The sequence below is a fragment of the Stenotrophomonas sp. 220_Sma genome (genome assembly GCF_056487375.1).
In genome coordinates, this window is sequence record NZ_CM151348.1 from 3,631,052 (window position 1) to 3,643,966 (window position 12,915).

Below are 12,915 nucleotides of genomic sequence, written 5' to 3' on the forward strand. Positions count from 1 at the left end.
CATTCCGTGGGATGGCGGGGTGGGTCCGGTGGCGGGGGACGCCGTGAATCCGTCCCTGGAGGCTTGGCAGCCGCATCCATGCGGCTGACACCCCCGCCACCGGACCCACCCCGCCTTTGACAGTTTCCTGCGACCTGTTGAATCTCAATCGATCAATTTCGAATATCTGACAGATTCCATCCACGCATGGCGTGGATCTACCAGATCGCGGGGAACTGTCAGAGGTGGGGCGGTGTGGGCTTGCAGGACCGTTGGCGCCATGGATGGCGCCATCGAGCCCCCATGGACGGGTTTACGGCGTGTCCTGCAAGTCCACACCGCCCCGCCAAACCACGGATCGCCCGCTTCTGCTGTTGCTTCGGCCTTTGCCGTTGCTTCGGCGGGTGCAGGGCGCAGCCCTGCCGAACCCAACCGACTTCCGCCACTTGCAGTGGCGGCGACTGCCCACTAGCCTTCGGCCGTCGTTCACCACCCAAGGACCGCCCGTGAAACACCGTCATCTCCTGCTGGCCTCGGCTGTCGCCGCCGCCACGCTGGCCCTGGCCGCCTGCAAGAAGGAAGCTGCGCCAGGCACCGATACCGCCAGCAGCAGCGCCCCGGCCGGCGAAACCGCCGACCAGTTCGTGGCCCGCATCAATGCCGAATTCAAGGCCGCCTACCCGGAGATGACCTCGGCGCAGTGGCTGTCCTCCACCTACATCAACAGTGATTCGGAGCGCATCGCGGCCAAGGCCAACGAGCGCTCGCTGACCCAGCTCAACAGCTGGATCGAACAGGCCGCCAGGTTCGACGGCAAGCCGATGAGCGAGGACAGCAAGCGCGCGATCCACCTGCTGAAGCTGATGTCCTCGATGCCGGCACCGCGTGACCCTGCCAAGCTGGCCGAGCTGACCCAGATCGCCACCCGCATGGAAGGCAGCTACGGTGCCGGCAAGTACTGCACCGATGCCAACGATCCCAACTCCTGCCGCCAGCTGGGCGAGCTGGAGCAGGTGCTCGCGCGCAGCCGCGACTACGACAAGCAGCTCGATGCCTGGCAGGGCTGGCACAGCACCACCAAGAGCATGCGCGGCGACTACCAGAAGTTCGTCGGCCTGGTGAACGAAGGCGCCAAGGGCATGGGCTTCACCGATGCCGGCCAGATGTGGCGCAGCGGCTATGACATGCCGCCGGAACAGATCGGCCCGGAAACCGATCGCCTGTGGGAACAGGTCAAGCCGATGTACGAGCAGCTGCACTGCTACGCACGCGGCAAGCTGGACAAGACCTACGGCAAGGACAAGGCCGAAGTAGGCAACGGCCTGATCGCCGCGCACCTGCTGGGCAACATGTGGCAGCAGGACTGGTCGAATCTGTGGGACCAGCTGGAGCCGTATCCGGGTGCCGGCAGCCTGGACATCACTGCAGCGCTTGAAAAGCAGTACCAGACCAACCTGAGCGCGGCGCTGGCCAAGGCCGGCAAGGATGCCAACGTAGCGGCGCAGTACAAGGCACAGCGCGAGGCCGAACTGCGTACCGCCAAGCAGATGACCGAGCGCGCCCAGGACTTCTACGTGTCGCTGGGCATGCCGTCGCTGCCGCAGTCGTACTGGGAAAAGACCCAGTTCATCAAGCCCGACGATCGCGACGTGGTCTGCCACGCCAGCGCCTGGGACATGAACATGGAAGGCGACGTGCGCACCAAGATGTGCATCAAGCCGAACGAAGAGAACTTCACCACCATCTACCACGAGCTGGGCCACATCTATTACGACCTGGCCTACAACCCGCTGCCGCCGCTGTTCCAGGGCGGTGCCAACGATGGCTTCCATGAAGCGATCGGCGACACCATCGTGCTGGCGATGACGCCCAAGTACCTCAGCTCGATCGGCCTGGTTGATGCGCCGACCGAAAGCCGCGAAGCGGTCATCAACAACCAGATGCGCATGGCGCTGTCGGGCGTGTCGTTCCTGCCGTTCGGGCTGATGATCGACCGCTGGCGCTGGGGCGTGTTCGATGGTTCGATCACCGCCGACAACTACAACAAGGCGTGGTGGGACCTGAAGGCCAAGTACCAGGGCGTGGCGCCGGCCAGCACCCGTGGCGAAGAGTTCTTCGATCCGGGCGCGAAGTACCACGTGCCGGGCAACACCCCGTACACCCGCTACTTCCTGGCGCGCATCCTGCAGTTCCAGTTCTACAAGGGCCTGTGCGACGCGTCCGGCTACAAGGGCCCGCTGCATGAGTGCACCTTCTACGGCAACAAGGAAGCCGGCCAGAAGTACTGGGCGATGCTGAGCAAGGGTGCCAGCCAGCCGTGGCAGGCCACACTGAAGGAACTGACCGGCACCGACAAGCTCGATGCCGGCCCGATGATCGAGTACTTCACCCCGGTCAACGAGTGGCTGAAGCAGCAGAACGAAGGCCAGATGTGCGGCTGGCAGGCCAACGCGGCCCCGGCGGCGAAATGAGAAAAGGGGCGGGTCCGCGAGGATCCGCCCCTTTCCGGTAGTGCCGGCCGCTGGCCGGCAACTGCACGGTGGACATCTGTCTGGCAGCCGGCCAGCGGCCGGCTCTACCGAAACAGCAATCAAACGAAGGCCAGATGTGTGGCTGGCAGGCCAACGCGGCCCCGGCGGCGAATTGAGAAAAGGGCGGGTCCGCGAGGACCCGCCCCTTTCCGGTAGTGCCGGCCGCTGGCCGGCAACTGCACGGTGGACATCTGTCTGGCAGCCGGCCAGCGGCCGGCTCTACCGAAACAGCAATCAAACGAAGGCCAGATGTGCGGCTGGCAGGCCAACGCGGCCCCGGCGGCGAATTGAGAAAAGGGGCGGGTCCGCGAGGATCCGCCCCTTTCCGGTAGTGCCGGCCGCTGGCCGGCAACTCCGCGATGAAGACCCAACCGGCAGCCGGCCAGCGGCCGGCTCTACCGAAATGCCTGTCAGCTGTTCTTCTTCGCGGCCATCGCTGCGGCCAGCTCGGCCTTGAATTCCTCGAAGGTCTGGCCCTTCTCCTTCGCTTCGGCCTGCGCGGCATCGCGCAGCGCATCGGAGTACATCAGGCGCACCGGCGTGCCGTTGCGCTCGTGCAGTTCACCGGCCTGCATGATCAGCGCCAGCACCTGCGCAGCACTCTCGCTGTGGCCAGCGATGCGGCCGTCCATGCCCAGCACCCATTCGCCGTCACGGCGCACGACACCGGCCAGCAGGGTGCGCTGCGCATCGCGCAGCTCGGCATGCGGTTCCACCGGCGATGCCTGCGCGGCGGCCTTGTTGGCGGCCTGCTTTTCCTGGCGACGGCGCTGGTCGCGGCGGGTCTTGGAGCTGGTGGACATGGTGCGGTACCGCTGCGAAGGGGGGCGCAAGGATAGCGCACCCCGCCCGCAGCGCTGCTTCACGCGTGCTCGATCCAGTACGGTCAGTCCAGCACCTTGCCGTGCCGCCAGTAGCCCATGAAGGTGATCGCGCGACGGTCCAGCCCGCAGTCACGCACCAGATGGCGGCGGATCGCCATCACCGCACCCGCCTCGCCGGCCACCCAGGCATACAGCGGCCCGGCCACGCTGGCATCGGCCTGCTCCCAGAGGATCTGCGTATCGACGTCGATCTCCTCCAGCGCATCGCCAGCAGCCACGCTCGAGGTCGCTGACAGCCGTTCCTGGACCGCCTGCAGCAGGGGCTGCCCATAGTCCGCCTGCCCGCGCGGCAGCCAGACCAGCTCGGCCGTGGCCGGCGCCTTCAGCGGTACCGCGTCGCCGGCCTGGGCCACTTCCAGCAGGGCCAGCGTGCGCGGCGGATCCGCCATGGTTGCCAGTTCCTCGAGGATGCCGGCCACTGCCGGCAAGGCGGTCTCGTCAGCCACCAGCAGTACCTGGCCAATCCCTACCGGCGGTTTCCACTCCCAGCCTTCGCTGCTCTCGGCGCAGTCGGCGTCCGGGGCCAGCAGCACCACGCGGTCTCCCGGCCTTGCATGCATGGCCCAGCGTGAAGCGGGCCCGGTCACGCCGTGGATGACGAAATCGACGTCGACCTCGCCCTGCTCGGCGCGTAGCTGGCGGATCGTGTAGGTGCGCATCGGCGGGCGCTGATCGTCCGGCAGCGCCCGGTAGCGCGGGTACCAGTCCTCGCCGCTGGGGACCTGTGGCACCTCCTGGCCGGGCAAGGGGAAGAACACCTTGATCCGCTGGTCCGGGCCTTCGGTCTTCATCCGCGCCACGTCGGCACCGGTGAACACCATGCGGTCCAGGGAAGGGGAGAGAACGCGGCGCTCCTTCAGCGCCACCTCGAACAGGCGGTAGGTCTGCTGCGCAGCCATGGGGGAACCTCATGCAACGACATCGGATTGGCTGGCTGTCGTGCATCCACGCACCGGCTGGCTGGAATGCCCAGCCTAGTCCGGTTGTCCGCGGCTGCAAGGATGTGCCGGCATCCCCGTCCGCCCTACCCCTGCGCGCTGCTCAATGGCCCGTGCAGGCTGCCTGCGCCGCGCGCTCGCGCTGGTGTTCCCAGTACCAGAACACGAAGCCGGCGCCGAAGAACGCGGCCTGGCCCAAGGCCAGGTGCAGCGGGCTGGCGCTGAGCAGCGGCGACACCACGCCGGCCACCACGGTGCTGATCATCAGCTGCACGAAGGCCTGCAGCGACGAGGCCAGGCCGCGCTGGTGCGGGTACATGTCCAGCACCGCCAGCGCCAGGATCGGGAAGATCAGCGCCATGCCCATGCCGCCCAGGAAGATCGGCAGCACCGCCCACGGCAGCACGAACTGCGGGGCCAGCGCCACGTAGCCGACGTTCAACAGCACCGACAGCGCGCACAGGCCGAAACCGATGGCGACCTGGCGGGTAGGCGTGGTGTGCCCGGCCATGCGCCCAGACAGGAACGAGCCGGTGGTCATGCCGCCGATGGTGGGGATGAACAGCCAGGCGAAGCCGCCCTCGCCCAGATGCAGGTGCTGCATCACGAACACCGGCGCCGAGGAGATGTACAGGAAGATGCCACCGAAGCCGATGCTGCCGGCCAGCGCCAGGCGCAGGAAGCGCGGGTTGAAGCCGATGCGCAGGTAATCACGCATCAACGTGCGCGGCGACAACGGCACGCGCGCTTCAACCGGATGGGTCTCCGGCAGGTAGCGCGCAGTGGCCGCCAGCAGGACCAGCCCGAACACCACCAGGAACCAGAAGATCAGTGGCCAGCCGGCGCCGCTGAGCAGGATCCAGCCGCCGATGATCGGTGCGATGGCCGGGGCGATGCCGAACAGCATCGACACCTGGCTCATCAGTCGCTGCGCGTCGTGGCCGTGGTACAGGTCGCGGATCACCGCTCGGCCGACGATCATGCCGACACCTGCCGACAGGCCCTGCAGCGCGCGGAACGCCAGCAGCGTGGTGAGGTCGGTGGACAGCGCGCAGCCGACCGAGGCGCCGACGAACACCACCAGGCCACCGAGGATCACCCACTTGCGGCCCCAGGCATCGGACAGCGGGCCGTGCGCCAGGCTCATCAGGCCGTAGAACAGCAGGTACACGCTGATGGTCTGCTGCACCGCCACTTCGTCCACCGCCAGGCGCTGGGCCAGCTGCGGGAACGCCGGGAAGATGGTGTCGATCGAGAACGGACCGAACATGGCCAGGCCGGCAAGCAGCAGGGCCATGCGGCGGGTGGAAGGAGCAACAGCGGCGGTCATGGAGAAGGCGTCCGGCAGGGCCATGCGCGGCACGCACGGCGGGCGCCGGTCCCCCTGCAGCAGGGACGGCGCCAGATTAATTCGGGTATCCACCCATCATAGGTGGGGATTGCGCCCGATGCCATGCAGCGGTGCACAAAACGCACGGCCGGGCCATCGGCCATTCAGGCGCGGCGGCCATGCCTGGAGGCGGCCGGCGCGCCCGCAACGGGCTATAATCGGCGGGCAACACGGTGGGAGAAGCGGAACACCGCTGCCGAAGGCGCAACGCCCGTAATCGCTCAGGCCCGATACCACCCGTAACACAACTCTGGAGAGACCGGTTCGATCCGGCGCCGAAGGGGCACGAAGCTGCGGTTCGCCGCGCTTCCAAACTCTCAGGCAAAAGGACAGAGGGGCGCCCCGCAGACCGCCGACCGGCGGCTTGTGCCCGTGCGTGTGCCCTTTCCTGACGGATCCTTCGCCATGTCCCAGAACACCCCTTCCCTGCGTGAGCTCGAGCACCACAATGCGTTCGTCGAGCGCCACATCGGCCCCAACGACGCCGAGATCGCGCAGATGCTCGATGTCGTCGGCCACGCGTCGCTGGATGGCATGACCGATGCCATCGTACCGGCCAAGATCAAGTCGCCGGCGCCGCTGGCACTGCCGGAATCGATGACCGAAGTGCAGGCACTGGCGAAGATCCGTGCGATCGCCGACAAGAACACCGTGCTGCGCAGCTTCATCGGCCAGGGCTACTACGGTACCCACACGCCGAACGTGATCCTGCGCAACATCCTGGAAAACCCGGCCTGGTACACCGCCTACACCCCGTACCAGGCGGAAATCTCGCAGGGCCGCATGGAAGCGCTGATCAACTTCCAGACCCTGTGCGCCGACCTCACCGGCATGGAAATCGCCAACGCCTCGCTGCTGGACGAAGCCACTGCCGCCGCCGAAGCGATGACCCTGGCCAAGCGTTCGGCCAAGTCGAAGTCGGACACCTTCTTCGTGCACGACGCCGTGCACCCGCAGACGCTGGAACTGCTGCGCACCCGCGCCGAGCCCATGGGCATCGTGCTGCGCGTCGGCACTCCGGCCGAAGCGCTGGAAGCGGAAGCCTTCGGCCTGCTGCTGCAGTATCCGGATACCTTCGGCCAGGTGGGCGATTACAAGGCGCTGGTCGATGCCGTGCACGCACGCGGCGGCCTGGTGGCCGTGGCCACCGACCTGCTGGCCCTGACCCTGCTGGCCGCTCCGGGCGAATGGGGCGCGGACATCGTGGTCGGCAACAGCCAGCGTTTCGGCGTGCCGTTCGGCTTCGGTGGCCCGCACGCCGCCTTCATGGCCTGCCGTGACGCCTACAAGCGCTCGATGCCGGGCCGCCTGATCGGCGTCTCGATCGACGCGCAGGGCAACCCGGCCTACCGCCTGACCCTGCAGACCCGCGAGCAGCACATCCGCCGCGAGAAGGCCACGTCCAACATCTGCACCGCACAGGTGCTGCTGGCGGTGATGGCCTCGATGTACGCCGTTTACCACGGCCCGGACGGCCTGACCCGCATCGCCCGCCGCACCCATCGCCTGGCCTCGATCCTGGCCGCCGCGCTGCGCAACGCCGGCGTGCAGGTCGGTGGTGACTTCTTCGACACCCTGCATGTCACCGGCGTGCATGCCGATGAGATCCACGCCAAGGCCCGCGCCGCCGGCTACAACCTGCGCGCGATCGACAGCGACTCGGTCGGCATCAGCCTGGACGAAACCACCACCCGCGCCGACATCGTGGCCGTGGCTGCCGTGTTCGGTGCCACGCTGGACGTCGACGCGCTGGATGCCAGCACCGCCGACGCGTTGCCGGCCGGCCTGCTGCGCCAGTCCGCTTTCCTGACCCACCCGGTGTTCAACACCCACCACAGCGAGCACGAGCTGCTGCGCTACCTGCGTTCGCTGGCCGACAAGGACCTGGCAATGGACCGCACGATGATCCCGCTGGGCTCGTGCACCATGAAGCTCAACGCCACCGCCGAGATGATCCCGGTGACCTGGCCGGAGTTCTCGCAGATCCACCCGCTGGTGCCGGCCGACCAGGCGCTGGGCTACAAGGAACTGATCGACACGCTGGAAGCGATGCTGGTCGAATGCACCGGCTACGACGCGGTCAGCCTGCAGCCGAATTCCGGCGCACAGGGCGAGTACGCCGGCCTGCTGGCGATCCGCGCCTACCACCGCTCGCGCGGCGAAGGCCACCGCGACATCTGCCTCATCCCGGATTCGGCACACGGCACCAACCCGGCTTCGGCACAGATGTGCGGCATGAAGGTGGTGGTGACCAAGACCGATGCCAACGGCAACGTCGACGTCGAGGACATCCGCCTCAACGCCGAGAAGTACAGCGACCGCCTGGCCGCGATCATGATGACCTACCCGTCCACGCACGGCGTGTTCGAGGAAGAGGTGGTGGAGATCTGCGAGATCATCCACCAGCACGGCGGCCAGGTGTACACCGACGGTGCCAACATGAACGCCCTGGTGGGCGTGGCCAAGCCGGGCAAGTGGGGTTCGGACGTTTCGCACCTGAACCTGCACAAGACCTTCTGCATCCCGCACGGCGGCGGCGGCCCGGGCGTCGGCCCGTGCGCGGTGAAGGAGCACCTGGCACCGTTCCTGCCGGGCAAGCTGGGTGACAACGGCCCGGTCGGCATGGTCAGCGCAGCCAGCTTCGGCAGCGCCTCGATCCTGCCGATCAGCTGGATGTACATCGCGATGATGGGCCGCGACGGCCTGCGCAAGGCCACCCAGGTCGCGCAGCTCAACGCCAACTACATCGCCAAGCGCCTGGCCCCGCACTTCAAGACCCTGTACACCGGCCGCAACGGCCTGGTGGCACACGAGTGCATCCTGGACGTGCGCCCGCTGGAGAAGACCAGCGGCATCGGCGCCGAGGACGTGGCCAAGCGCCTGATCGACTTCGGCTTCCACGCCCCGACCCTGAGCTTCCCGGTGGCCGGCACGCTGATGGTGGAGCCGACCGAGAGCGAGTCGCTGCATGAGCTGGATCGCTTCATCGACGCGATGATCCAGATCCGCGAGGAAATCACCGCGATCGAAGACGGCCGCCTGGACCGCGAGGACAACCCGCTGAAGAACGCGCCGCATACCGCGACCGCGGTGACCGCTAGCGAGTGGACCCACGCCTACCCGCGTGAACTGGCTGCGTTCCCGCTGCCGAGCCTGAAGCTGCAGAAGTACTGGCCGCCGGTGGCACGCGTGGACAACGTGTACGGCGACAAGAACGTGATGTGCGCCTGCATCCCGGTCGATGCCTACAAGGATGATGAAGTCGAGGCGTGATTCCTCGCTGCATCGGTAAACAGAACGGCCCGCGCAAGCGGGCCGTTTTCATAAGCGCGTGTGGACCAAGGTCCACACCCACAAACATCCGATCACGGATCCGGCATCTGCCCCAGGCTCAACTGCCACGAGACACCGAAGCGGTCCTGCACCCAGCCGTAGCGGTTGCTGAAATCGTAGTCACCCACCGGCATCAACCAATGGCCGCCCTCACCCAGCACGCGTGCGGCACGCTCGAACTGCTCGGCGCCGGAGCACTCCACGAACAGCGAGATCGACGGTGAGAAGGTGAAATCATGCACGTCCAGGCTGTCGAAGCACAGGTAGTGGGTTCCACCGAGCAGGAAGATGGCCTGGCGGACCTGCCCGGGCACGCCGGCACCGGCGCCGTCCGGATGGCGCTGCATTGCCAGCAGGCGGAAATCGGCGAAGGCCTCGGCATACAGGGCCAGGGCCGCTTCGGCCTGGCCGGTGAACATCAGGAAGGGGCGGCTGCGCAGCATGCGGTACTCCTGGTCGACGGGCCGCGGACGGCCCACACGATCAGGATGGCACGGCGGATGTGCAGCCCCCGTGGTAGTGCCGGCCGCTGGCCGGCAGCTTCAGTCACGCCTCGCGCATGCGCCGGGCGATGGCGCTGCTGGCGGCGATCGTGGCAGTCAGTGCCACCATCGACAGGAACTGCAGGCGGGTGTGCGACTCGCTCAGCAGCAGGCCGAAGATCAGTGCCAGGATCGCCAGCGCGCAGCAGGTCAGCCACGGGAAGCCGGCCATGCGGAACGGCAGGCGGGTACCCAGGCGATCCGCGCGGCGGCGCAGCACCAGCTGCGAGACCAGCGACAGCGTCCACACCAGCAGGCAGGTGGAACCGACGATGTTCAGCAGCACCGGCAGCACCCGGTCCGGGAACAGCAGTTCCATCACCGTGGCGGCGAAACCGAACAGCACGCTGGCCAGCACGGCGATGACCGGCACCTGGCGCGGATCGGTCCAGCCCAGCACCGCTGGCGCTTCACGACGCTGCGCCAGCGAATACATCATGCGCGAGGCACCGTAGAGGTTGGCATTGAGCGCCGACAGCAGCGCAATCACCGCGATCAGGGTGATGGCGGTGCCCGCACCCGGGATACGGGCGATATCCAGCACCGCAGCGAACGGCGACTTCAGCGCCTCGCTGGTCCACGGCACCACGGCGATGATCACGCTCAGCGAGCCGATGTAGAACACCAGGATGCGCCAGGCCACGGTGCGGATGGCACGGGCAATGCTGCGCTCGGGATCTTCGGTTTCGGCCGCCGCCACGGCTACGATCTCGGTCCCGCCAAAGGCAAAAACGACAACCAGCAGCGCCGCACCGATTCCGGCCAGGCCCTTCGGTGCGAAGCCGCCGTGTTCGGTGAAGTTGCTCAGGCCCGGCGAGGTCACCTGCGGCAGCCAGCCCATCAGCAGCGCCACACCGATGGCGATGAAGGCCAGGATCGCCGCCACCTTGAGGATGGCGAACCAGAATTCGAACTCGCCGAAGTTCTTCACCCCGAGCAGATTGATCGCGGTGAAGAACAGCATGAAGGCCAGCGCCGCCATCGGTACCGGTATCGCCGGCCAGACCGTGGCAAGAAGCCCGGCCGCGCCTACCGCCTCGGCGGCGATCACGATCACCAGCTGCACCCACCACAGCCAGCCCACGGTGGCGCCGGCGGTGGCTCCCATGGCATCAGCGGCATAGACCGAGAACGCGCCACTGGTCGGCTTGGCCGCCGCCATCTCGCCCAGTGCGTTCATCACGATGATCACCAGCGCACCAGCGACCAGATACGACACCAGCACCGCCGGGCCGGCCGCCTGTACACCCACGCCCGAGCCGAGGAACAGGCCGGCGCCGATGGCGCTGCCCAGACCCATCATGATCAGCTGGCGGGGCTTGAGCGAATGTCCGAGGCGGGACGGCGAAGCGGTCGGAATCGAGTTGGGCATCGGCGGGGCTGGCGGCGGGCTACAGGGGCGACACCTTACCCTGTCCCGTGCCCACGGGGATAGGCACAGCGCAGCAGGCGGCTCAGGCCAGCGCCGGCTCGCCGACGTTGCCACCAATACGGGCCCGGTAGGCGCGCGGCGAGAAACCGGTTTCAGCCTTGAACTTGCGGGTAAAGGCGCTCTGGTCGCTGAAACCGCAGGCCTGGCCGATGCAGGCGATGCTGTCGTCACCGTGCAGCAGGTGCATGGCCATCTGGATCCGCAGCCGGGTCAGCACCTGCTGCGGGGTCATCTGGAACACCTTGCGGAAGCTGCGCTCCAGCTTCGACAGCGAGAAGCCGGTGATGTCCAGCAGGGTCTGCATGCGCACGTTCTCGGCGTAGTGCGCATTGAGGTGGGCCAGGGCCAGCCGCAGCTGCTCGTATTGGGTGCCCAGGCTGTCCTTCTGGCCGAGGTCGCGGGATATGCCGATCAGGCCCTCGATGGCCCCATCGACCACCAGCGGGCGCTTGCAGGTCAGGCACCAGCCCGGTTCGCGGTTGGCGAACAGGTGCAGCTCCATCAGGTTCTCGATCACCTCACCGGACAGCACGCGGGCGTCCTGGTCGACGTAGTCCGCACTGAGGCCGGTCGGGTAGATCTCGGCCGCGGTACGCCCGATCACGTCCTTGCGCGCGCGCAGACCCAGCCGCCGCAGCATGGTCTGGTTGACGTGGGTGTAACGCCCCTGAAGGTCCTTGATGAAGAACAGCACATCCGGGATGGCGTCGAACAGGGCTTCGATGTCGGCGGGCTCGACTCGCATGCCACAAGCATAGCCGAGGCCCCTTGCCGGTGCGATCACCCTTGCGGGACTTGCGCTTAACGCCGCCAGGCCCACCGTGGGGCCAGCCCCCACCGGAGAACCGGCCATGCCCCGCGGTGACAAGTCCGCCTATACCGAAAAGCAGAAGCGCCAGGCCGAGCACATCGAAGAGAGCGAGCGCGAGCGCGGTGCCAGCGAGGGGACGGCCGAGCGCATAGCGTGGGCGACCGTGAACAAGCAGGACGGTGGGGGCAAGCGCAGTGGTACTGGGCGCAAGGTGGCGAAGAAGCTCGCCACCAGGAAGTCTTCCGCCCGCAGCTGACACCCACGATGACAGCCCTTGCCCTTGTGCCCGAACTCTCCGATAGGCTTGCGCCACCTGCCGGAAGGTCAAATCATCAAAGGCGCCGCTCCTGGAGCCTTCAGAAATCCTGAAACTGCACGGGATCGGACCTCCCCATCCGCACTCTTGGTCTACATGAATCCAGAAACGCTGCTCAACGCTTTCCAGAATGCACACAACGAATACTTCCATCTACTGATGAAGCACTACCCGTCTGGCAGACAGCAGGACCAAGACGACGATTTCGCGGCTCCCCGGCTCTACGAGCTCGCAATTGAGGTTCATGCGTGCTCGATTGCATTGGGCCCAACGCCCTTGAAACGATTGTGCGCGCTGGGGCTGGAGCAGCTCTATCCATTCGACAATCCCGTGGATATCTACACGTGGCGAGTCGAGGTAAGGCAAAAGAACATTCCGCACACCCTGTTCGCGTCGATTGCCATTCGGATCGATTCCGAACTTGCCAGAATGCGTCGACTACTCGCACTGACGCCAGATGCGCCGATTGACGAGCTTCTGCCCGACCGGCAGTTCCTGCGTCGCAGCGGTGAACCCTTCTTCCCCGAATCCAAGACTGAAGTCGCCGATACAACACTTGCATCAATAGACAATCCGGCCTCGGCGTCGGTGATGTACGTCGGCAGTATTCATGTGAACTCAGCACCAGAGCATCAAGCCGTGAGCAAGCTAGAACGCCTGGAGAAAACCACGGCCATCGGCTCACACTCATCGACCATCATCAATGCGATCCGGCTGTTCTTCGGCACCTAGCATTGGCATGAACAACTCCAATGCGCG

The 12,915-nt window shown here is 66.6% G+C and carries 9 protein-coding genes, 1 pseudogene and 1 riboswitch; of the genes and pseudogenes, 4 read left to right on the forward strand and 6 right to left on the reverse strand.

The window, feature by feature from the left end; translation table 11 throughout:
- Positions 1–485: 485 nt before the first annotated feature.
- A complete protein-coding gene (locus ACZLIB_RS17085; protein WP_478468212.1) occupies positions 486–2,450 on the forward strand; it encodes a M2 family metallopeptidase in 1,965 nt (654 codons plus the stop codon).
- A gap of 470 nt (positions 2,451–2,920) precedes the next feature.
- Here the strand turns inward: ACZLIB_RS17085 and ACZLIB_RS17090 are convergent, their stop codons facing one another.
- The 3 genes from ACZLIB_RS17090 to ACZLIB_RS17100 form a co-directional block, all read right to left on the reverse strand.
- Positions 2,921–3,313 carry a hypothetical protein gene (locus tag ACZLIB_RS17090; RefSeq protein WP_008265644.1) on the reverse strand — a complete coding sequence of 131 codons (393 nt, stop codon included), beginning with the start codon at positions 3,311–3,313 and terminating at the stop codon, positions 2,921–2,923.
- Between the two features lie 83 nt (positions 3,314–3,396).
- Positions 3,397–4,293 (reverse strand): siderophore-interacting protein, encoded by an 897-nt coding sequence (locus tag ACZLIB_RS17095; protein ID WP_478468213.1) that lies wholly within the window; start codon positions 4,291–4,293, stop codon positions 3,397–3,399.
- 142 nt (positions 4,294–4,435) lie between these two features.
- Positions 4,436–5,662: a multidrug effflux MFS transporter gene (locus tag ACZLIB_RS17100; RefSeq protein ID WP_049401428.1), complete on the reverse strand. Its 1,227-nt coding sequence runs from the start codon at positions 5,660–5,662 to the stop codon at positions 4,436–4,438.
- 300 nt (positions 5,663–5,962) lie between these two features.
- Positions 5,963–6,065: riboswitch (glycine riboswitch) on the forward strand.
- Between the two features lie 62 nt (positions 6,066–6,127).
- Between ACZLIB_RS17100 and gcvP the strand changes: the two genes are divergently transcribed.
- Positions 6,128–8,995: an aminomethyl-transferring glycine dehydrogenase gene (gcvP, locus tag ACZLIB_RS17105; protein WP_049401358.1), complete on the forward strand. Its 2,868-nt coding sequence runs from the start codon at positions 6,128–6,130 to the stop codon at positions 8,993–8,995.
- A 92-nt stretch (positions 8,996–9,087) separates the two neighbouring features.
- On the opposite strand, the gene ACZLIB_RS17110 is transcribed toward gcvP, so the two are convergent.
- The 3 genes from ACZLIB_RS17110 to ACZLIB_RS17120 form a co-directional block, all read right to left on the reverse strand.
- Complete coding sequence (locus tag ACZLIB_RS17110) at positions 9,088–9,498, reverse strand: VOC family protein (protein WP_005410627.1); 411 nt, start codon at positions 9,496–9,498, stop codon at positions 9,088–9,090.
- Between the two features lie 103 nt (positions 9,499–9,601).
- Positions 9,602–10,969, reverse strand: coding sequence for an amino acid permease (locus tag ACZLIB_RS17115; protein ID WP_014038111.1), 1,368 nt, complete (start codon positions 10,967–10,969; stop codon positions 9,602–9,604).
- An 82-nt stretch (positions 10,970–11,051) separates the two neighbouring features.
- Positions 11,052–11,774, reverse strand: a complete 723-nt coding sequence (locus ACZLIB_RS17120) for an AraC family transcriptional regulator (RefSeq protein WP_032127825.1) — start codon at positions 11,772–11,774, stop codon at positions 11,052–11,054.
- A 106-nt stretch (positions 11,775–11,880) separates the two neighbouring features.
- Here ACZLIB_RS17120 and ACZLIB_RS17125 point away from each other — a divergent pair.
- Positions 11,881–12,093: pseudogene (locus tag ACZLIB_RS17125) on the forward strand (hypothetical protein); the annotation flags it as partial.
- Positions 12,094–12,144: 51 nt separating this feature from the next.
- On the forward strand, positions 12,145–12,888 hold the full coding sequence (locus tag ACZLIB_RS17130; protein WP_180860544.1) for a hypothetical protein: 744 nt from the start codon (positions 12,145–12,147) through the stop codon (positions 12,886–12,888).
- The last annotated feature ends 27 nt before the right edge of the window (positions 12,889–12,915 follow it).

Bases quoted from the DNA above. Each gene is read 5' to 3' on its own strand.
- ACZLIB_RS17090 (WP_008265644.1), bottom strand. From the start codon at position 3,313: ATGTCCACCAGCTCCAAGACCCGCCGCGACCAGCGCCGTCGCCAGGAA.
- ACZLIB_RS17100 (WP_049401428.1), bottom strand. From the start codon at position 5,662: ATGACCGCCGCTGTTGCTCCTTCCACCCGCCGCATGGCCCTGCTGCTT.
- ACZLIB_RS17120 (WP_032127825.1), bottom strand. From the start codon at position 11,774: ATGCGAGTCGAGCCCGCCGACATCGAAGCCCTGTTCGACGCCATCCCG.
- gcvP (WP_049401358.1), top strand. From the start codon at position 6,128: ATGTCCCAGAACACCCCTTCCCTGCGTGAGCTCGAGCACCACAATGCG.
- ACZLIB_RS17095 (WP_478468213.1), bottom strand. From the start codon at position 4,293: ATGGCTGCGCAGCAGACCTACCGCCTGTTCGAGGTGGCGCTGAAGGAG.
- ACZLIB_RS17115 (WP_014038111.1), bottom strand. From the start codon at position 10,969: ATGCCCAACTCGATTCCGACCGCTTCGCCGTCCCGCCTCGGACATTCG.
- ACZLIB_RS17110 (WP_005410627.1), bottom strand. From the start codon at position 9,498: ATGCTGCGCAGCCGCCCCTTCCTGATGTTCACCGGCCAGGCCGAAGCG.